This is a genomic window from Paraburkholderia sp. CNPSo 3076, from assembly GCF_026343935.1.
Lineage (GTDB): Bacteria > Pseudomonadota > Gammaproteobacteria > Burkholderiales > Burkholderiaceae > Paraburkholderia > Paraburkholderia nodosa.
On sequence record NZ_JAPMAL010000013.1, the window covers coordinates 124,807 to 144,407 of the forward strand.

A 19,601-nucleotide genomic window follows, 5' to 3' on the forward strand; every position below is an offset into this window, starting at 1 on the left:
GCGTCAGTCACAGAATGGTTCGGCCGGACATTCAAACGTCAGCGGCAGCCGGAAAGCGGTCACCCATTCGCCTTTGCAGAGCTGGTACGGAATAGTCCATCGGTCGCCCGCCGCACAAGACATTGCGCCTTTTTGTTACGTTTTTGCGACAGTCTTTTTTTTTCGTTTCTTGAGTTTGCGGGAGGTGCCGTATCCTCCGGCGCGCAGTAACGAGTAAACCAATCCAAAAGATACTCAGGGACACTAAATTACAGATGAAGAACAGCACCATCAAGGCAACGGTTATCGCTGTTGCCGCTTTCGCCGCATCCTCGGCAGCAATGGCACAGTCGTCGGTCACCCTGTACGGCATGCTGGACGCAGGTATCAGCTACACCTCGAACGTTAATGGCCACTCGGAAGTCGCCCTCGTTGGCGGTGCCTCGGGTTCGAACAAGTGGGGCCTCCAGGGTCAGGAAGACCTCGGCGGCGGCCTCAAGGCGGTCTTCAAGCTCGAAAATGGTTTCAACATCGCCAGCGGTGGCATCGGCGGCCAGGGCCCCATTGGCTCCTCGCGTTCGCTGTTCAACCGCCAGGCCTACGTAGGCCTCACGTCGGACCAGTACGGTACCCTGCGTATGGGTCGCCAGATCGACGCCGTGACGGAAATGGTTCAAGGCCTGACGGGCGACGCCGTTTCGGCTTCGACATTCTCGACCCCGGGCGACGTGGACAACAACGACAACACGACGAACCAGAACAACGCCGTAAAGTACATTTCGCCTATCTTCAAGGGCTTCCAGGCTGAAGGCGCGTACTCGTTCGGCGGCGTTGCCGGTGCTATGGGTTCGGGTCAATCGTGGTCGGTGGCTGCGGACTACGCTCAAGGTGGTCTGACGGTCGCTGGCGGCTACTTCCATGCCGCAAACCAGGGTGAGAACGGCTGGCAGAACGCAACGGCGCAACCGTCGTTCGGCGGTGCGCTGGGCTATCCGAGTTCGGGTTACTACGGTGGCAATGCGTTCAAGAGCGCGGGCATCGCTCAAATCGCTGGCCAATACCAGTTTGGTCCGTACACGGCTGGCCTGCGGTACTCGAACGCTCAATACGAAGGCAACGATGGCCAGGCATCGATCCACTTCAACGTAGTCGGTGCCCTTCTGCAGTACCAGGCAACCCCGGCGCTGTCGCTGGCTGCTGGATACACGTACGTCTACGGTTCGGCAGCCACGCCTGCGCAAGCCGCTGAGGGCCGCACGATGGCTTCGATCAACCAGGCGTCGCTGGGTGCTACGTACGCGCTGTCGAAGCTTACCTCGGTATACGTGATGGGTGCCTACGTTCACGCTCAGGGCGCTCAGGCTTCGGCTGCTGACTTCGGCAACACGGCATCGGGCGGCAACCAGGTTCAAGCCAACATTGGCATGTACCACAGGTTCTAATAGCAGGTTCAGAAGCCCGGGGTAGTGGACGCATTACCCCTGGCCAAGAAAAGCCGCGCTCGTCAATTGCACCCCAAAAGTTGGACATTGGTCCAGGTTTTGGGGTGTTTTTCGTGGCTATGCATCTCAAGCCGTTAAGCTTGCGAGGGATATTGCCGCGAGAGAATTGAATTTGTCGCGAGTGGAAGCAATTGTACGGCCTCCTAACATCGGATCGATGCGAGTTATGGAGCCGGACAGCTTCGTGGCGTTTGGCGAGCCAGCAGGGACATGCATTTTCATCGCGAGTGGCATGACGTCGCGTATTTCGAATGCCATCTCGACGAGCCGGGAGCGCCGCCTGCAACAGGTACTCACTTCACGCGGGCTCCGTAATCCATGAATTTAAGCGCAATATCCGGAGTGTTGAGCGCGGGCCACATCAGCCATAGTTGGGCTTCCTCACTCAGGAGTCGACATGCTGCGCTTATACGACTATCTGCCCTCCCAGAACGCCTGGAAGATCCGGGTTCTGTTTCGCCTTCTCGGCGTTCCCTACACGACCCAAGAGATCTCCATCTTCGAGGGAGCGGGGCAGACCGACGCCTTCCTCAAACTCAACCCCTCAGGCGCCGTGCCTGCGCTCGAACTGGAAGACGGCCGCGCTCTGTCCGAGTCGAATGCGATCCTTCAGTTTCTGGCTGACGGGACCGATTTCCTGCCATCTGACCGCTTCGGGCGCGCCAAGGTTGCTCAATGGCTCAGCTTCGAGCAGTACTACATCGAATCGGTCATCGGCTCCTTGCGTTTCTGGACATTGACGGGGCGGTTGAAGCGTAACGCTGCGATGGTCCCAGCCAAACAGGATACCGCCACGAAGGCGCTGCGAGCCCTCGATCGGTCTCTGGCGGACGCGACCTTCCTGGTCGGTGATCGCCTGTCCATTGCCGACATATCGGTCTACGCATACACGCACCTCGCAGGCGATGTCGGTATCGACCTGCCAGCCTATCCTGCGCTCGCTGCCTGGCTGTCGCGCGTCGCTGCCGAGATTGGTCCCAACAATCCCGTGCATCCTTACACCATCGATCCGCACGCCATCGTACGTGATTAAAAGGCGCTCGAAGTTACACCCGCGGTCGCGTGCATAGCAAACAATGCCTTTATATGCCATCGAAGCACCGGCGCCGACCCGCAAAACGCCGATCTGCGCAGAAGACGCTGCTTCTGGTGAAAACGGCACGACATCGCCTTGACTCGTGGGCGAACGTCCGCATTGGAGAATGTCGAGAGGCCGCAACGGATCGATATGCCCTATTCGCTTTCACACTGAGCCGACGTTCCCAGAGCGTCCGTTGGCTGCAGGCAGACCCCAATCAGCCGATAGTTTCGCTGCTTCTGGAACTACTGGCTATTCCAGGCGCATTTCCGCGGGCTCTACGAGGAACGCCGATATTGCCGAGCGCAGCTTCTGCGCCTGTTCATTCAGGCTTTCGGACGTTTGCGCAATCTTCTTCACATGATCGACGTTGCCTGCCAGCGCGGCGTCCATTTCATCGACGCCCCGGCTAAACTGATTGACGTCACCGCTCTGCGCATCGCTCGCGGAGCTTACCTGTTCGATCAATCTGGCCACGCTACCCACTGTTTCGACGACATGTTCCATGGCCTGGCCAGCGCGTCTGGCGAGCACCGCGCCTTGATAGACCTTCCCCAGCGAATCGACGATGAGGCGCCTGACGTCAGAGGCGGCATTGGCGCTCCTCTACGCAAGCGTACGCACTTCGGATGCCACCACAGCGAATCCGCGACCGCTCGTTCCCGCGCGCGCCGCTTCAACAGCCGCGTTGAGCGCGAGAATATTGGTCTGAAACGCGATGCCTTCTATGGTTGCGATCATGTCCCCCATGCGCTGAACGGCGGTTCGATCTCGCTCATATTGCTTACCACTTCGCTAACGGCTTTCCCGCTCTGATGAGCAACCGCCGAGCTCTCTCTCGCGAGACTATTTGCCGCAGCGGTGTAGAGCACCAGCGCCGACGCGGTAAGCACCGAGGGCAGCCCGATCCACGCGACTGCACCGCCGTGAAGGTATTCTCTGCCAGCAAACAGGAAATGACGAACAGCCCCAGATCACGACGATCATGAGTTTGTCGGCTCTGGCGTAAAGCGAACGTAATGACGCGCCCGTTGATTCCATGATGTCTCCCGATGCGTGTGCAGGAATATGGAAAAGGTCGTGCGCCGTGACTGCTTTGAGCCGCCCGCAACCACCATGGGCGGCCTGCGTTGCGATAACTGAGGCTATCGATCAGCGCGCATTGCATTCGCCGTGCCGCATTCGGCCGAGTCCGTTGAGGCCTATTCAATGGGCGAACCGCGACCACCTCTTCCATCCGGCTCGAGAACCCTCTGTTTTGTTGCGTACGCAACGACATCTAGGTTTTCTTTGAATGGAATATGTATGCCGCGGTCGAAGCCGCGCGAGCCGGCGAACAGGGCCGGGGATTCGCAGTGGTCGCAGCTGAAGTGCGCGCGTTGGCGCAGCGCAGCGCCAGTGCGGCGAAAGAGATCAAGGAGCTAATCGACGTGTCGGTCGAGCGGGTCAATGCCGGTGCGAAACAGGTTGGCGAGGCAGGGCTGACGATCGGAGAAGTCGTGCGTTCCGTGCAACGCGTAACTGACCTGATGGGCGAGATCGCGGCGGCATCACGCGAACAGCATACGGGTATCGAGCAGGTCAATCAGGCAGTAGTTCAAATGGAACCCGCCATCAGGAAACTCCCCCGACATCGCAAAATGAAAGGTAAATAAAGGGCTATAGAAAGGTACAGCGCGTCCTCGACGTAGCGCACCTTGAGCAACAACACCGGTAAAACTGCCCATTTTGCCAGCCTGCTTTCGACGCGCGGGTCAGCATGTGAGTAGAGAGCCATCTCATGTATCGAAGCATCTGCGTCGCACCTTGCTTGCAAACGCAACGAGACAATGGCGGCCCTTTACAACCTTCACCTATCTGTCATGCAAGACTCGTAATCTGTATAGCGAACTGGCGGCGTAACCCCACAGGCATTGAGTGCCACGATGCACCCGGCCCCGACTGCACACCATAACGGCCAGCAACACACACCGATTCCGAGTCCGATTTTCTGAGCGTTCCTGCCATGTCGAGACACATGATGAACGAGATCGAACACGGCGGCGGCAACCCATCAACACTGTGTCAGCACGCCCACCGCGCCTTCTTGTGTCATTTGGCCGGCATATCCGGTGCTTTGCCTGTCTTCGATAGATGCATTGATCCGGACTTCACGCGGCGTCGCTTCGCAAGCGTATGCCTGTGTCGCCCTCCGACTTGATCTTTGCTGTGACACAATCAATTAGTATGCCAAAGCAACTGTGATCGTCTTGTGAAAATAATTGACGACGTAACAAAGAACGATTCGTATTCTGAATATCCACGCTCAAAACATGTCATTCGATTGACATTCGAAACTGACTAAATGTTACCGGGCTGAAAGCGCCGGGATGGCGCCACTGCAATACATCCCACCTGGTCCAATCACTTGCACGTCTCCGCAATCAGGGGCAACAGACCTGACAAATGATTCCGTTTGAATCGAATTTGGCTTTTCTGTTTTGATTATCTGGAGAGAACCAAAATGAATCGTAACGTCGTTCAATCTGGCTTAGCATTAGGATTACTGACTAGCTGCCTTGCATTTGCAGCACCGCCGCAGGGCAACATGGAACTTCTGCCAACGGGCCAGTTCATCTCCCCGAGAGCCATTCCGGGTGCTGTGCAGCAGTTGCTCAACCCGCAACTCGCGGCAAAGCCGACCCAGGTCGTCAGCGGCGCCATCCGGTCGCAACTCAGCCCGGACGGTAACACGCTGGCCGTGATTACGGCAGGCTACAATACCGTCTACACGGGCGCCAGCAACAGCACGCTCGACAAAACTGCCTCGACTCAGTACATCTTCATCTACGACGTGTCGGGCGCCAACAAGGCCAACCCGAAGTTTGTCCAGGCCATTCACCAGAACAACGCGTTCGATGGTCTCGTCTGGAATGGAAACCAGACCCTGTACGGCACTGGCGGCGCTGACGACGCGGTCTACGTGTACAGCCGTCCGTCCGCTCTTGCGTCGGCCCAATGGTCGCAGACCGCAGCCATCGCCCTGAATCACAGCAAGGGTATCGGCAACGGTGTGAAGCCGAACGCCGGTGGTCTCGCCCTTTCCGGCAATGGCAGGATCCTCGTCGTTGCCAACAACTACAACGACTCGATCACCATCATCGACACGACGACGAACACGGTCACGTCGGAATATGATCTGCGTCCGTTCAACACGTCGGGCACGCAAGGCGTTGCAGGTGGCGAATACCCGTGGGCCGTTTCACTGAAATCCGACGACACCGCTTTCATCTCGTCGGTGCGGGACCGTGAAGTCGTGGTGCTGAACCTGTCGAACCCGGCCGCACCGCAATTCATCACCCGCATCCCGGTGAAAGGCAATGCTTATGGCATGACCCTCTCGCCGGATCAGTCGAAGCTCTACGTCGCGGTGGCGAACACCGACCAGGTCGCGGTCATCAATACCGCCAGCCACAGGGTCGAGAGGACGATCGACATCGCCAGCCAGTCCGGCGACGGCGACGATCAGGGCCACAGCAACAACAAGAAGTACAGCGGCCGTGACACGGTGAACGTAACCGTATCGCGCGACGGCAGAACCCTGTATGCGGTCAACAACGGCGACAACTCGATCGCCGTGATCTCGCTCGACGGCGACGAAGGCTACCACGTCACCGGCCTGATCCCGACCGCCTATGCGCCCAAGGACATCACGCTGAGCGCCGACGGGTCGCAGATGTACATCATCAACGGCAAGTCGAACACCGGCCCGAACCCGCTGTACACCTCGGGTACCTCGGCGCAGTACCAGTTTGGTCTCGAGCAGAGCAGCCTCGTGAGCGCACCGGTCCCGAGGGGCGACGCGCTTGCCCGGCTGACCAGCCAGGTCGCTGAAAACAATCACTACTCGGTGAGAGAGTCGGAAAGCGATCGCCAGACGATGCATTTCCTGCGTGATCACATCAAGCACGTGATCTATGTCGTCAAGGAAAATCGCACCTTCGACCAGATTCTCGGCGACCTTGGCAACGGCTCGAACGGCGATCCCTCGCTGACCATGTACGGCAAGTCGACCACGCCGAACTTCCACAATATCGCTGGGAACTTCGTCACGATCGACAACTTCGCCGATCCGGGCGACGGTTCGATGGACGGCTGGTCGTGGGTGCAGCATGCGCACGTCACGCCGACCGAGGAGGTTTCGCAGCAGGAGAACTACGCTGGCGTGAGTCGCGGCATGTCGTATGAATCCGAAGGCGCCAATCGCGGTCTGCCGGTTGGCCTCGCCACGACCGCCATGCGCGACGCCGCCTCGGGCGGCGCCTACTCCACGGTGACGTCGTCGTTGCCGGGCGGCACGGCCAACGCGCTGCCGGGGATCGCCGATATCTCGGTGCCGGATGCCCCGTTCGGCTACCAGAAAGCGAGCATCTACGATGCGGTGCTGCAAGCCGGCGGGACGGTCCGCAACTACGGCGGCATGGTCAACAACACCGGCTCGATCGGTACGATCGCCAGCCCCCTCCTCACCCCGTTTGCCTCCGGCAATATTCAGGTCTACCCGCTCAAGCCGTCGCTCGTCACCCTGACGGACCCGTACTACCGCGGTTTCGACCAGGCCTATCCGGACACGTTCCGCGAACTCGAATGGAACCGCGAGTTCCAGCAGTACGTCGCGAACGGCCATCTCCCGTCGTTTGAGTTCGTCCGCATGGGTTCCGATCACACCGGCAGCTATGCGCAGAACGTCGGCCAGATGGGCACGGCTGAACAGGAGCAAGCGGATAACGACTTCGCGGTCGGCAAGCTCATCGAGACGGTCGCGCACAGCCCGTACGCGAAGAGCACACTGATCGTGGTGGTCGAAGACGATTCGCAGGCCGGCTCCGATCACGTCGATTCGCACCGCGCTCCGGCCTATGTCGTCGGCGCGTATGTGAAGAAGAACGCCGTGGTCAGCACCGCATACAGCCAGGTCAACGCGGTCCGCACCATGGAAGACGTGCTCAGCACCCAGCACATCGACCTGAACACGGCGTACGCGCAACCGATGGCCGATGTCTTCGACACCGGGTCGGATGGTTCGTGGACCTACACCGCCGTTGCGTCGACGATTCTGAAGGGTACGAATGTGGGCAACGTGGCGACCGGCCCGACCTCGGGCGGCAACGATGGCAACCAGTATGCACAGGGCCCGGACATTCATCCGCTGCATGACGCGACCTACTGGGCGAACACGACGAAGGGCTTCGACTTCTCCAAGGAAGATCGCGTCCCGCCGGAGTTGTTCAACCGGGTACTGTGGGCGGGCGTAATGGGTAACAAGCCGTATCCGGCTCCGCACTCGGTCTATACGAAGCCCACGACCGATGGCGCGAAGACGGTCGCTGCTGCCGCCGACGATGACGATTGAGCGAATCATGTCGTCCGGGCGTTGCGTTGACGGGGTCGCAACGCCCGTTGCGCCAGGCACACATTAGCTGGCATCGGCGGGCGGCTGTCCACAGGGGCAGCCGCCCGCTGACATCGATGCTCTGCGCAGACGTTCGTTAAAGCGAACCGCTTGAACCGGATCTACCGCATGCAGATTTCGCTTCCTTTTATTGCCGATCGCGAGCCGGCATCGCCCGACAGACTGAATGTCCGCGCAACGAGCGCCAGTGTTGTCGTCGCTGCCATTCACGCGGTGCTACTCGCGGTGGTGCTGAGCGGCCGCAACGATCCTGTGCCGCCTCCCGCCGAGCCGCGCACGATCACGGCAGAACTGCTGAGTCCCGCACCGGTTACGGCACCCGCCGTCGTCCAGTCGCCTCCTCCTCAGCTCGAGCACCGTGCGACATCCGTCGACATTGCGAAGCCAAAGGCGCAGCCGCAAAATATAAGGAAAACAAATCATGTGACGACGCTGCATGAAACCATGGTCCCATCGCCGCGCAGGCTTACCGCAACCGAACCCGTCGCGGCACAGCCAGCCGCTCCTCCCTCCTCGAGACCAGCAGAGCCCGTGGCCGCGGCCGCCGCATCGTCGCCCGATGCCGTCTCCGCCCGCCCAACAATCGCACTGGCCGCTCCGCAGGACATCTCGCATCTGCACTGCAGCATTGCACAGCCGCCCTACCCGCCGCTCTCGCTACGACGAGGCGAAACAGGTTCTGTGATGGTGAAATTCATCGTGGGACTGACGGGCCAGCCTGAATCCGTGGAACTGAAAAGCGGCAGCGGCCACAGCCGCCTCGACGAAGCGGCACTTGCCGCCGTGCGCGACAGCACGTGCCAGCCGTATCTCGAGAACGGTACGCCGCGCCGTGTGCCGACGTCTGTTCCTTTCGTGTTCGCCCTGAACAACTAGCGCGGACGTTTATAGGGAACCCGCCATGCAAAACTATGGTATTTCGCACTTCCTGGCAGCCGGAGACTTCGTGACGCGCGGCATCGCGCTCGCACTGCTGGTCATGTCGGTGCTCTCGTGGAGCGTGATGATCGTCAAGGGCTGGAATGTCATCCGACTCAGGCGACTGGTCCGTGACATCGATCAAACAGTTGGACAACTCGACGATTTCACGGACTGGGCAATGCAATCGGAAAGCCGCACGACCACGGCGCGAGAGAACCCGTTTCTCGCACTCGCGCTGGCCGGCAAGGAGGCAGCCGATCATCATCGCAGCGCGCAACCGCTCTTGCGCGAACGCATGGACGTATCGGACTGGATAACGCGCTGCCTGAAAGACACGATGGACGAGAGCGTCGCCCGAATGCAGGGCGGCCTTTCCATCCTGGCATCGATTGGCAGCACCGCGCCGTTCGTCGGGTTGCTGGGTACGGTGTGGGGCATCTATCACGCCATGCTGGCGGTTGGCGCGACTGGCGAGTCGTCGATCGACCAGGTCGCGGGCCCCGTCGGCGAAGCGCTGATCATGACGGCGTTCGGCCTCTTCGTCGCCATTCCCGCTGTGCTGGGCTACAACGCGCTGACGCGCGCAAACAAGGCGCTCGCCGGAAAGCTGAGGCGGTTCGCGCATCGGCTTCACGCGTACTTCGTGACCGGCTCGAGCCTCTCGCCGGCGGTCCACGACAGCGGCCTGCGGCTCGCCACCGGTAGCGACTGACTTCGAGATACGGCAATGGCCATCACCCCATTTACTGACGACGAAGACGATGGTCTGATGGGCGAAATCAACATGACGCCGCTCGTCGACGTCATGCTCGTCTTGCTGATCGTCTTCATGGTGACGATCCCTGCGCTGCGCCATGCGGTGAAAATTGAACTGCCACACGCAAGCAGCCAGAAGGAGAACGTGAAGGCGGCGCAGGTCAATGTGTCGATCGAGGCCAATGGTACCGTGCTATGGGACGGACAGCCAGTAGGACCCAACGCGTTGCGCGCGAAGATCGCCGCGGCGGCACACGAGAATCCTCCGCCGGAGCTGCATCTTGGCGCAGATCGCAAAGTGGCCTACGAAGCGGTGGCACAGGTGATGTCTGCTGCCTATGCAGGTGGCCTGACGAAGATTGGCTTCGTCACCGAGCCAAAACAATAGACTGTTGCCTCGCTAACCTGCTTCGAGGTAGCGGGTGTGCCGTTCAGACAACGGCCCCCCGTTGTCTATTTGCTGCTTACATATGCAAGTCATTTGCATTCAAGACTATAGGGGGCGATGAATTATCTAAAATCCCCATAACAGGATGACGTTAATGAAATCGTCCCCATCCAGAATCGCAATCGCTGTATCGGTTGCGTTTTCGACGCTGTCGATTTCCAGCGCGGCGAAAGCTCAACAGGCCCAACAAACTCAAACGCCATCCACACTGGATACGGTCGTTGTCCGCGCAACCAGACCGGCGACCGCGCCCGACAACGTCAACGATCCTGACCAGACTGCAGACGTCAGCAAGACCGGAACCCCGATCGGCGACCTGCCCATGACCGTGCAGGAAATCCCCAGCGGGCTGCTCAAGGAGCAAGGCGCCACGAAGCTTCAGCAGAGCCTCAGCAACGCCACCGGTGTGAATTCAGGCGGACCGGATGCCAAGGGCTTCTTCGATCACTTCATGATCCGCGGCCTCCAGGCCCAGATTTACACCGACGGGTTTTCCGACGGAGATCAGGTCAACGGCGTTTCGCATTCGCTGAACGGCGTCGAACGCATCGAGGTTCTCGAAGGACCGGGTTCGTCACTCTTTGGCAGCGGGCCGCCGGGCGGCACGATCAATATCGTCCATTACACGCCGTCTCCCACGCTCCAATACGGAGGCAGCGTCCAGGCCGGTTCATTCGGCACGGTCTGGGGCAGCGCATATGTCACGGGGTCGACCGGCCTCTCCGGTTTGAACTATCGCGTCGACGCGACGGGTGCAAGATCGGACGGTTACCGCAGCTTGTCATACTGGGACAAGGAGATCCGTCCTGCAGTCGAGTGGAAACTCGGCGACCACAAGATCGACTTTTCGCTCGAGGCGCAAGACTCACGCTCGACGCCAGATTCATACGGCATCATTTATTACAACGGCAGCCCCATCCGGAACGTTCCGTTCGACGCAAAGTATTCGACGCCGTTCGCCTATGCGCGCGCAAGCTACGTTCGCCCGACCCTCACCGACGAGTGGAAGGTCAACGACGTGCTAACGATCAACAACCGGCTGTCGTTCCTGCACCACTCCCTGGAGTTCTTTGGCAATGGGGATAGTTCGAAGACGAAGGTGGTCGGCAACGAGGTCGTCAACCGGCAGTTGCGTCAGCAGAACGATTCGGACAATACGCTAGACTATCAGCTCGAACCGGTGTGGAAGTTCGCAACGGGCAGCGTCAAGCACACGCTGCTGACCGGCTTCGAGTACCAGCATCAGACTATCAATACCGATCGCTCCACGGCGGACCTTCCGAATATCGAAGATGTGTTCGCGCCAGTGCCGCCCGAAACTTCGATTGCGAGCCTGCATTTCCTTTGTGATGCGAAGCATTCCTGCGACAACGATCATCTGGTTGCGAACTTCTACAGCCTGTACGCCACCGATCAGGTGGATGCGACCAGCAAGCTGAAGATTCGCGCCGGTGTGCGAAAGGACTGGTGGCAAACTTCGCTGACACCGAATATCACAGTGCCTGGCCGGGTGGACAACGAAGGCGTACCGATACTCGCGGGCAATACCTACTCGCGCAATGATGCGCCGGTGAGCTGGAATATCGGCGCGCTTTACAAGCTCACGCCGTGGATGTCGCCGTATTTCGGCATCTCGAAGAGCTATCTGACGAACTTCAACTCGGAGAACACGCAGACGGGCATCGGCGCGCCTGAATCGGCGCTGCAGTACGAGGTAGGCGTCAAGTTTTCATTGCTCGACGGCCAATATGTGCTGAACACGGCGCTCTTCGACGTATCGCGCGACAACGTGGCGACACCGACGACCGTCAACAATATCGAAACCGTCGTGTACGACAGCCAGCGCACACAGGGTGGCGAGGCGTCTCTCGATGCGGGCATCACGGATAGCTGGCACGTGATCGCCAATTTCACGGCGCAGCACGCCTATGTCACGAGCAATCCCCAAGGGATAACGGCGGTCGGCCACCGCCCGCAGGACGTGCCCGCGTTCATGGCGAATCTGTGGTCTACCTACACATTCGCGATCGCGGGACATCCCGGATTTCATGTCGGAGCGGGCATCAATTACATGAGCAAGGTGTACAGCGACATCTCGAACATCAATTCGGTGCCGTCCTATGTCATCGCCAATGCGGCGATCGGCTATCAGGCGAATCACTGGGGCGTGGATCTCAATGTCCACAATCTGACTAACCGGCGCTACTTCATCGCTGCCAATGAGGCCGGCGCCTATCTTGGCGAGCCCCTTAGCGCGTACGTTACCCTGCACGCAGATTTTTGAGGGACATCTACGCCAGCGGCGGGGACCCATTACGACTGCCTCCTCGTACGATGGGTTAGCTGTTCACGCAGAAGCCCAAGCGCCGCCGACGCAGTTCGTAGTGCAAGTAGCAGGTACACGGCGTTCCGCCGCTATTGACTGGCTCCCTGCCCAATCCCCGCCTTTTTTTGCGCGTTCTGAAGATCCTGCGGATAGTTCTGATCATTGGCGCGGCCGGGTTGATAGCCCGCAGCCTCAAGCTTCTTCAATTCGGCGTTCTTTTTCGCCCGAGCTTCCTTTCGGGCCTGCTTGCGCTCGGCTTTGGTTGGCTTTGCAGACGACGCGCCCCCCATCGCTGCGGCATTTGCTGCACCCGAAGCGTCGTTCTGCGCGAAGCTTGGTGTGACTGCACCAATCCCGAACGATGCCGCGACGAGCAGCACCGATATTTGTCTGGCGATACGCATTTTCTCCCTCCTGTTCCCGGTTGATTGATGGAGTTGGCTCAATGGGAAATACCAAGTATAGGACAGTGAATATCGCGCGAGGCCGGGACGCATCCAGGGAATGCTTCGGACACGCGGCAGTGTTCATCACTTCTCCAATCCGGGCGAAGTCCCCGCTCGCGCGCTCGTGGTGTTTTCTCCCGCCAACATCGGACCTGACTATTTTCGCGAGGCGGCCGCGGCGTTGGGCGCGGGCGGCCCACCGAACATGGACATGATGAAGGCCGTGATGAAGCGCCACGGGATCGAACTGGCATCTTGAGTATTGCGAGGACGGCGCCGTGAACAGTTGCTTGCGCAACCAGCCATGCGCACGGAACGAGCACGCGATCGCCCGGCGCGATGGGATTAATCAGCACCGCGCCGGCCTGAACGCACGCTGTTCGGCTACTCACTCACGCACGTCCACCCATGCCTCGCATGCGCCTTGCGAAATGGGCTCGCTCCGCGTCGTCCATCAGCGCCAGAAACTGGTCCCCTTCCATATGAACCAGTTCTTCGTGATCGCCCGCCTCGAAGTAAACGTCCGGTTGGCCGGCCAGGTTCGTCTCGAGGTAGGTTTTCATTCCATACGCTGCGCAGATCGGTGGCAGCGCCCCTGCATCGCAGTCCTTGAACAGCTCGCGCAGTTCGTCTTCCGTAGCAAGACCGAGCCTGCGCCCTGTCTTGTTCCAAAGCTCGGACAATTGCACGGCATAGGTTGAGGGCAGCACGACGGCCACATAGCCGTGCTCGTCCTCGAGCAGCACCGTTTTTGCAAGACGGTCGCCGGGAATGTGCGCCGCAGCAGCGCTTTCCATGCTCGAATGACTGTACGGATGGCGCACGATTTCGTAACGCGAGCCCTTGCTGCGCAGGCGCTCCTGCAAAGTGGTCGACATCGACATGGCACACCTCCTGTCGAATGCGTAGAAAAAACCAGCCTTCACTAATCCTTTCAGAATAGTTCACTCGCGCGCAAATAGCACGCCGGCACCGCCGCCGTGAATCTGCTTTACAAAGATCCGGCAGCAGGACTCCACGTTGTCGCCGGGGAGTGGCGCGAACCCGCCTTTCTCACTGGGGTTGGGACTGGTGGCACTCCGTGTTGAACCAATAGTCGACCAGACGCTGCGCCGCCTGTAGATCGTCTGGGTAGTATGGGTCGTCGTACCAGGGTGACGGGTTGTAGCCCGCTTTCCTCAGGGCCGTCAGTTCGCTTTGGTGTTGCGCCATCGTCGGAGGCGCGTTGCTTCTGAGCGCGGCCAGGTCACGGCACTCCGTTGGGCTCAGATGTGGCCCGCTTTGTGGCGCGCCGCCGACGGCGCATCCAGCCAGCAGGAGCGCCAGCGCGGTCAGCGTCGGGGCGATTTTCAGGAGGCTCTTCATGGCGCATCTCCACGCGTCTGATCGGTGCAGCGCAACCCGGGCTTCTATCGCGCCGCAACTCCATGTTACGTCCATGCGAGCCACCGGGCAGGCGAAGCAGGAACACGAATCAATCGCGACCTATGCAGCCGCAACGCATGAAAAAACTGCGGTAGCATCAGTTTGCTGCTCGAGAGACTCTGGTACTTTCCTGTCTTGAGTACACGTATCTCCGGAGCCAGTGCAGTGCTGCCTGAGACGCCCGCTACCTCACGCATCCCCATACCCCGCGCGGTACGCATGCTGGGATACGTGAGCCTTTTCATGGACCTTTCTTCCGAACTCATTCACGCGCTGCTACCCCTCTTTCTCGTCACCACGATGGGCATGAGCGTGAGCGCGCTGGGCTTGCTCGAAGGGGCCGCCGAAGCGACGGCGATGATCGTCAGGATCTTCTCGGGCCCCGTGAGCGACTGGCTTGGCAAGCGCAAGGCGCTGTTGCTGCTCGGCTATGGACTAGGGGCGCTGTCCAAGCCGCTCTTTCCGCTGGCGCACACGCCCGCGCTGGTCGCCGCGGCGCGCCTCATCGATCGCGCCGGCAAGGGAATTCGCGGTGCGCCGCGTGACGCGCTCCTCGCAGATGTCGCACCACCGGAGATTCGCGGCGCGTGTTATGGGCTCAGACAGTCGATGGATACGATCGGCGCGTTCGCCGGGCCACTCGTGGCCATCGTGCTGATGCTCCGCTTCTCGGATCACATCCGCGCCGTCCTCTGGTTCGCTGTCGTGCCAGCCGTCATCGCGGTCGGCCTGATCGTGTTCGGCATCGAGGAGCCGGTCCATGAACACGAGACCCGCAGCTTCCGGTCACCGCTGCGCTGGGAGGCACTGCGGGAATTTCCGCGGCGCTACTGGTTCGTGGTCGCGATTGGCGCGACCTTCACCCTCACGCGCTTCAGCGAAGCATTCCTTGTATTGCGCGCGCAGCAGACGGGAATCGATATCGCGTGGATTCCCGGCGTCATGGTGGTGATGAGTCTCGCCTATGCGCTCAGCGCGTACCCCGCGGGCGCGCTGTCCGATCGAGCCGACCGCCGTGTTTTGCTTGCGCTCGGCATCGTCATACTGATCGCGGCGGATCTGGTGCTCGGCGCGAGTGCATCGATCACCACCGTGCTCATCGGTGTCGCACTGTGGGGCCTGCACATGGGGCTCACGCAAGGCATTCTCGCCGCGATGGTTGCCGAAACCGCGCCGCAGTCGCTCAGGGGCACGGCGTTCGGCGTCTTCAATCTCGCAAGCGGCATCTGCCTGCTGTTTGCAAGCGTCATCGCCGGCTGGTTGTGGGATCGGCACGGCGCGTCCGCCACATTCCTTGCCGGCGCCGTCCTCGCAATTCTCCCCCTCGTAATGTGCCGATTCGCACCGCGCCTCGCGAAGCTCAAATCCTGAGTTGGCCTTGTGGCGACCGCGACGCTTTAATCGAAGCGTTTATTTACGCGCGTGCCGTAGGCACTTCTTTTTCTGAGCCCCAACTGCGGGACGCGCGCTGAGAGGATTTCGTAATTGGGCCCCCATCCGGGCCGATGGACAGTCACCTTCAGCAACCCGCCGATCAACATGTTTGTTCCCGCAACGATCGTCGAATTTGACGCGCTAATGATCGACCTCGATGCAGACCCTTCCGTGAAGGTCGTAGTGTTCCAGTCGGCGAATCTGGATTTTTTCGTTGCCCATCTCGACGTAGCCAAGGCAGCCGAACAGCCGGAGGTGCTGGTTCTTTGGCGCGACTTCGTGCTGCACCTGGCGTCCGCACCTGTTGTGAGCATCGCCAGGATTCGGGGGCGCACGCGCGGCATCGGTAACGAGTTCGTGCTGGCCTGCGACATGCGTTTCGCCAGCCGGCAGAATGCAATATTCGGCAACCCGGAGGTCGGCGTTGGCCTGGTCCCGGCCGGCGGAGCGCTGGAATGGCTCCCGCGCCTGGTCGGCCGTTCGCGGGCACTGGAGTTTGTTCTCAGCGCCGACGATTTCGACGCCGACCTCGCCGAACGCTATGGCTGGGTGAACCGCACGCTGGATGACGACGCCCTCGACGCCTTTGTCGATACGCTTGCCCAACGTCTGGCCACGTTCGACCGCGAAACGCTCGGCGCGGCGAAGGCCCAGATCAATCGTTTCGGACTGCCGACTGCTGCCGAACTCCAGTCGAGCATCGACCTGTTCTTCCCGGCTCTGGCCTCGCCAGCTGGGCAGGCCCGCCGCGCCAAGCTCCGTGGCCTGGCCTACGGCGTTCCGAGCGACTTCGAAATGAACTTCGGCAGGTACCTGCCTACGCTAGGGCAAGCAGGCGACGATCACGCAGACCCGCCGCTCACCGGCGCGCACTATCCGGCGTGAGCGGGTCGTCGAGCGCATCGACGAGCGTCCGCCGGCCTGCGTCGAGGATTTCGTCGGCAAAGGCCGGATCTGTTTCTGCGACAGCACGCGACAGCACGAGCGCCCCCACCATCTGGTTGAACGCTGCAATCGCAGCGCGGCGGGTTTGTTGCGCCGTCGCGCCGTCCGTGGCGATCATGGCAACCAGCCGGTCGAGATACACGGCGAGGCCACGCGCATAGGTCGCACGCGCCGCGTCGGTCATGCGGGGAGCGTCGCCAGCGAAGCCGGACAGCGGGCATCCGGCCTCGACGTTGTCGCGGTGCGAGGTCGACAGGTAGCGCGCCGCCTGCTTCGCCACGCTGCCGGCGTTCGGCGAATCGGCAGAGTCCTGCATCGCCTTTTCCATCACCGCGGCGACCAGCGCGTCCTTCGACTTGAAGTGGTTGTAGAAGCCGCCCTGCGTGAAGCCGGCTTCCTTCATCAGTTCCGCCAGCCCGACGGCGTCGACGCCGCGCGCCCGGAACAGCCTCTCTGCAGCCGCGACGATCGCGCTCCGGTTCTCGGCGGCCTGCTGTCTTGAGACACCCATCGATCCCTCCCTTATACAGGCGATCGCATCGATTGAAAAACACAATGTCGATCACCATTGACATGCCCGTGTTACGTCGACACAATGCGCCATAAGACGATGGTGATCGACATTGAGATGAGTGTAGCCGACTTTCGCGCACAACGCGAAGCCACGTCGGCGCGGCACAGATGACAGTCGAGATCCATCGCGGCCGTTGATGCCGGCGGCCGGCGGATGCCGACGCCGTTCGGCGGCCCAACGGTTCGGTACGCAATGGCAGGTTTGTTTTCAGCGGATCTCACGCGCGCGGCGAAGCGGCGCACATGCGGTTCCTCATGCGAAAGGATGAAATATGAAGATCGAAGGTGCTGTTGTTTTCGTGACGGGCGCGAACCGTGGGCTTGGCCTTGAGTTCGCAAAACAGGCGCTCGAAAGAGGCGCGCGCAAGGTCTATGCTGGCGCGCGCGATCCGGCCAGCGTGACGCTGCCGGGCGTCGTGCCCGTGAAGCTCGACGTAACCGATCCGGCGGCCGTGGCCGCTGCCGCCGATGCGGCGCGCGACGTCACGCTTCTGATCAACAACGCGGGCATCGCGCGGCTCGGCAGCCTGACGGACGACGGCGCGCTCGACGCCTTGCGCGATCACTTCGAAACCAACGTGTTTGGGGTGCTGGCGATGTCGCGGGCGTTCGCGGGCAACCTCGCCGGCAACGGCGGCGGGACGATTCTGAACGTGCTGTCGGTTGCGAGCTGGATAAACCGGCCAATCCTCGCCGCTTACGGCGTGTCGAAGTCGGCCGCGTGGGCGGTAACCAACGGCCTGCGTCATTCGCTGCGCGATCAGCACACGCAGGTTGTCGGGCTGCATGCCGGGTTTATCGATACGGATTTGACGCGCGGACTGGAAGTCCCGAAGGCAACGCCGGCCGACGTCGTGCGTCAGGCATACGACGCGATCGAGGCAGGTGCGGAGGAAGTGTCCACTGACGAGTTCACGCGGGAAGTGAAGGCCGGGCTGTCGGCCGGCGTCTACCTCGACACGCCGCGCTGAAGGCGCTGGAGCGCCCGCCCGTCGTGCGCGTGCGCACGCGACGGGCGGGCCTGCCAGTCAGGCCATGAGCCCAACGATGCCGTAGATGCCCGTGCCGGCGGTTGCCAGCCGGGCAGCACGATCAGTATCACCCCAGTGCGTAAGGTAAGCCTGCATATGTCTACACTCTTCGACCCCATCCAGATTGGTGCGCTAAAGATGGCGAACCGCATCGTCATGTCACCGCTCACTCGCATGCGGGCGTTCGACGAGCGCAGCCCGGGTCCGCTCAACGCGCAACACTATGCGCTGCGCGCAAGTGCAGGCCTGATCATTACCGAAGCCACTTCGGTCACGCCTCAGGGTGTTGGCTACCCCCATACGCCGGGCATCTGGACGGAAAAACAGGTCGCGGGCTGGAAGCAGGTGACCTCGGCTGTTCACGCAGCCGGCGGCCTGATCGTCTCCCAGCTCTGGCACGTCGGGCGAGTCTCCGATCCCGTCTTCCACGACGGCGAGCCTCCCGTGGCGCCAAGCGCCGTGGCGGCGCAAGGCCACGTCTCCCGCCTGCGTCCGCAGCGGCCCTTCACCGTGCCACGCGCGCTAAGGACCGAGGAGATTCCCGGCATCGTCGAAGATTTTCGGGTGGGTGCGGCAAACGCCAGGCGCGCTGGCTTTGACGGAGTCGAACTGCACGCCGCGAATGGCTACCTGTTCGATCAATTTCTGCACGACGGATCGAACCAGCGTACCGACCGCTATGGCGGTTCGATCGAGAACCGCGCGCGCTTCCTTCTCGAAGCACTCGATGCCGTGCTGACCGTCTGGCCGGCCGACCGCGTCGGCGTGCATCTGAATCTGATGTCCAGCTCACACTCGATGCATGATTCGAATCCGCGTGCGCTGTTCCGATATGTCGCACAGGAATTCGGCGCGCGCAACATCGCGTTCATCTTCGCGCGAGAGGGCCTCGATCGCGGCGAAGAGCGAATTGGCCGCGACGTAAGGCAGATCTTCAAGGGGGCCTACATTCTCAATGAAGGGCTGACGAAGGAAAGCGCACAGGCCGCGATTGATCGCGGCGAAGCGGACGCCGCAGCGTTCGGGCGGGCCTTTATCGCCAATCCTGATCTCGTCGAGCGCTTTCGACGAGACGCGCCGCTCAATGCCGTCAACGCGGAGACCATCTATACGGACGACGCAACCGGATATAACGACTATCCGTTGCTTGACGACGCCACCGCGAGCCTATGACCGACTTGGGGAAAATCTCGGCCATCGGCAACACCGTGTACGCCAGCGTTGCGCGCGAGCCGCAGGAACGGCGTGAGCCGCTTGCCGTACGCAAGCTCGCAGGCGACGCGCG

Annotated in this window: 17 protein-coding genes and 4 pseudogenes; 14 read left to right on the plus strand and 7 right to left on the minus strand. The window is 61.0% G+C overall.

Annotated elements, in window-relative coordinates; all coding sequences use genetic code 11:
* The first annotated feature begins 254 nt into the window (after nucleotides 1-254).
* The 3 genes and pseudogenes from M3A49_RS16765 (at nucleotide 255) to M3A49_RS16770 (ending at nucleotide 2,514) form a co-directional block, all read left to right on the plus strand.
* Complete coding sequence (locus tag M3A49_RS16765) at nucleotides 255-1,421, plus strand: porin (protein ID WP_028207443.1); 1,167 nt, start codon at nucleotides 255-257, stop codon at nucleotides 1,419-1,421.
* A gap of 103 nt (nucleotides 1,422-1,524) precedes the next feature.
* Nucleotides 1,525-1,803 (plus strand): annotated as a pseudogene (locus M3A49_RS42690) (GNAT family N-acetyltransferase); the annotation flags it as partial.
* Nucleotides 1,804-1,878: 75 nt separating this feature from the next.
* The gene (locus M3A49_RS16770) at nucleotides 1,879-2,514 is read left to right on the plus strand and encodes a glutathione S-transferase family protein (RefSeq protein ID WP_266229676.1); all 636 of its coding nucleotides are present in this window, start codon (nucleotides 1,879-1,881) and stop codon (nucleotides 2,512-2,514) included.
* Between the two features lie 297 nt (nucleotides 2,515-2,811).
* Here M3A49_RS16770 and M3A49_RS16775 read toward each other — a convergent pair whose 3' ends face one another.
* Together M3A49_RS16775 and M3A49_RS16780 are read right to left on the minus strand one after the other, a co-directional pair.
* Nucleotides 2,812-3,066 (minus strand): hypothetical protein, encoded by a 255-nt coding sequence (locus M3A49_RS16775; protein ID WP_266229678.1) that lies wholly within the window; start codon nucleotides 3,064-3,066, stop codon nucleotides 2,812-2,814.
* 102 nt (nucleotides 3,067-3,168) lie between these two features.
* Nucleotides 3,169-3,288 (minus strand): annotated as a pseudogene (locus M3A49_RS16780) (methyl-accepting chemotaxis protein); the annotation flags it as partial.
* 578 nt (nucleotides 3,289-3,866) lie between these two features.
* Between M3A49_RS16780 and M3A49_RS16785 the strand changes: the two are divergent.
* The 6 genes and pseudogenes from M3A49_RS16785 to M3A49_RS16810 all read left to right on the plus strand — a co-directional run.
* Nucleotides 3,867-4,214: pseudogene (locus M3A49_RS16785) on the plus strand (methyl-accepting chemotaxis protein); the annotation flags it as partial.
* A 932-nt stretch (nucleotides 4,215-5,146) separates the two neighbouring features.
* Entirely contained in the window at nucleotides 5,147-7,951 is a 2,805-nt protein-coding gene (locus tag M3A49_RS16790) for a bifunctional YncE family protein/alkaline phosphatase family protein (RefSeq protein WP_266229679.1), read from the plus strand.
* Between the two features lie 591 nt (nucleotides 7,952-8,542).
* Entirely contained in the window at nucleotides 8,543-8,887 is a 345-nt protein-coding gene (locus M3A49_RS42510; RefSeq protein ID WP_323183160.1) for an energy transducer TonB, read from the plus strand.
* Between the two features lie 25 nt (nucleotides 8,888-8,912).
* Nucleotides 8,913-9,644 (plus strand): MotA/TolQ/ExbB proton channel family protein, encoded by a 732-nt coding sequence (locus M3A49_RS16800; protein ID WP_266229681.1) that lies wholly within the window; start codon nucleotides 8,913-8,915, stop codon nucleotides 9,642-9,644.
* 15 nt (nucleotides 9,645-9,659) lie between these two features.
* The gene (locus tag M3A49_RS16805; protein WP_266229683.1) at nucleotides 9,660-10,076 is read left to right on the plus strand and encodes an ExbD/TolR family protein; all 417 of its coding nucleotides are present in this window, start codon (nucleotides 9,660-9,662) and stop codon (nucleotides 10,074-10,076) included.
* A gap of 382 nt (nucleotides 10,077-10,458) precedes the next feature.
* Entirely contained in the window at nucleotides 10,459-12,420 is a 1,962-nt protein-coding gene (locus M3A49_RS16810) for a TonB-dependent receptor (protein ID WP_266229684.1), read from the plus strand.
* A gap of 131 nt (nucleotides 12,421-12,551) precedes the next feature.
* Here M3A49_RS16810 and M3A49_RS16815 read toward each other — a convergent pair whose 3' ends face one another.
* Nucleotides 12,552-12,866, minus strand: a complete 315-nt coding sequence (locus M3A49_RS16815; RefSeq protein ID WP_254354219.1) for a DUF4148 domain-containing protein — start codon at nucleotides 12,864-12,866, stop codon at nucleotides 12,552-12,554.
* A gap of 100 nt (nucleotides 12,867-12,966) precedes the next feature.
* Here M3A49_RS16815 and M3A49_RS16820 point away from each other — a divergent pair, with 100 nt between their 5' ends.
* Nucleotides 12,967-13,167, plus strand: coding sequence for a hypothetical protein (locus M3A49_RS16820; RefSeq protein WP_266229686.1), 201 nt, complete (start codon nucleotides 12,967-12,969; stop codon nucleotides 13,165-13,167).
* A gap of 133 nt (nucleotides 13,168-13,300) precedes the next feature.
* Here M3A49_RS16820 and M3A49_RS16825 read toward each other — a convergent pair whose 3' ends face one another.
* Together M3A49_RS16825 and M3A49_RS16830 are read right to left on the minus strand one after the other, a co-directional pair.
* Entirely contained in the window at nucleotides 13,301-13,792 is a 492-nt protein-coding gene (locus M3A49_RS16825) for an aminoacyl-tRNA deacylase (RefSeq protein ID WP_028207434.1), read from the minus strand.
* Nucleotides 13,793-13,961: 169 nt separating this feature from the next.
* Nucleotides 13,962-14,273, minus strand: a complete 312-nt coding sequence (locus M3A49_RS16830) for a DUF4148 domain-containing protein (protein WP_266229687.1) — start codon at nucleotides 14,271-14,273, stop codon at nucleotides 13,962-13,964.
* Between the two features lie 279 nt (nucleotides 14,274-14,552).
* Here M3A49_RS16830 and M3A49_RS16835 point away from each other — a divergent pair, with 279 nt between their 5' ends.
* Both M3A49_RS16835 and M3A49_RS16840 read left to right on the plus strand, forming a co-directional pair.
* Nucleotides 14,553-15,704: an MFS transporter gene (locus tag M3A49_RS16835; protein ID WP_266229688.1), complete on the plus strand. Its 1,152-nt coding sequence runs from the start codon at nucleotides 14,553-14,555 to the stop codon at nucleotides 15,702-15,704.
* Nucleotides 15,705-15,818: 114 nt separating this feature from the next.
* The gene (locus M3A49_RS16840; RefSeq protein ID WP_266229690.1) at nucleotides 15,819-16,652 is read left to right on the plus strand and encodes an enoyl-CoA hydratase/isomerase family protein; all 834 of its coding nucleotides are present in this window, start codon (nucleotides 15,819-15,821) and stop codon (nucleotides 16,650-16,652) included.
* Here the strand turns inward: M3A49_RS16840 and M3A49_RS16845 are convergent.
* A complete protein-coding gene (locus tag M3A49_RS16845; RefSeq protein ID WP_266229773.1) occupies nucleotides 16,627-17,223 on the minus strand; it encodes a TetR/AcrR family transcriptional regulator in 597 nt (198 codons plus the stop codon). The genes M3A49_RS16840 and M3A49_RS16845 overlap by 26 nt on opposite strands.
* Before the next feature lie 334 nt (nucleotides 17,224-17,557).
* On the opposite strand from M3A49_RS16845, the gene M3A49_RS16850 reads away from it, so the two are divergent.
* On the plus strand, nucleotides 17,558-18,256 hold the full coding sequence (locus M3A49_RS16850) for an SDR family oxidoreductase (protein WP_266229691.1): 699 nt from the start codon (nucleotides 17,558-17,560) through the stop codon (nucleotides 18,254-18,256).
* Between the two features lie 156 nt (nucleotides 18,257-18,412).
* Entirely contained in the window at nucleotides 18,413-19,489 is a 1,077-nt protein-coding gene (locus tag M3A49_RS16855) for an alkene reductase (protein WP_266229692.1), read from the plus strand.
* A 20-nt stretch (nucleotides 19,490-19,509) separates the two neighbouring features.
* Here M3A49_RS16855 and aroE read toward each other — a convergent pair.
* Nucleotides 19,510-19,593: pseudogene (gene aroE, locus M3A49_RS16860) on the minus strand (shikimate dehydrogenase); the annotation flags it as partial.
* Nucleotides 19,594-19,601 lie beyond the last annotated feature (8 nt).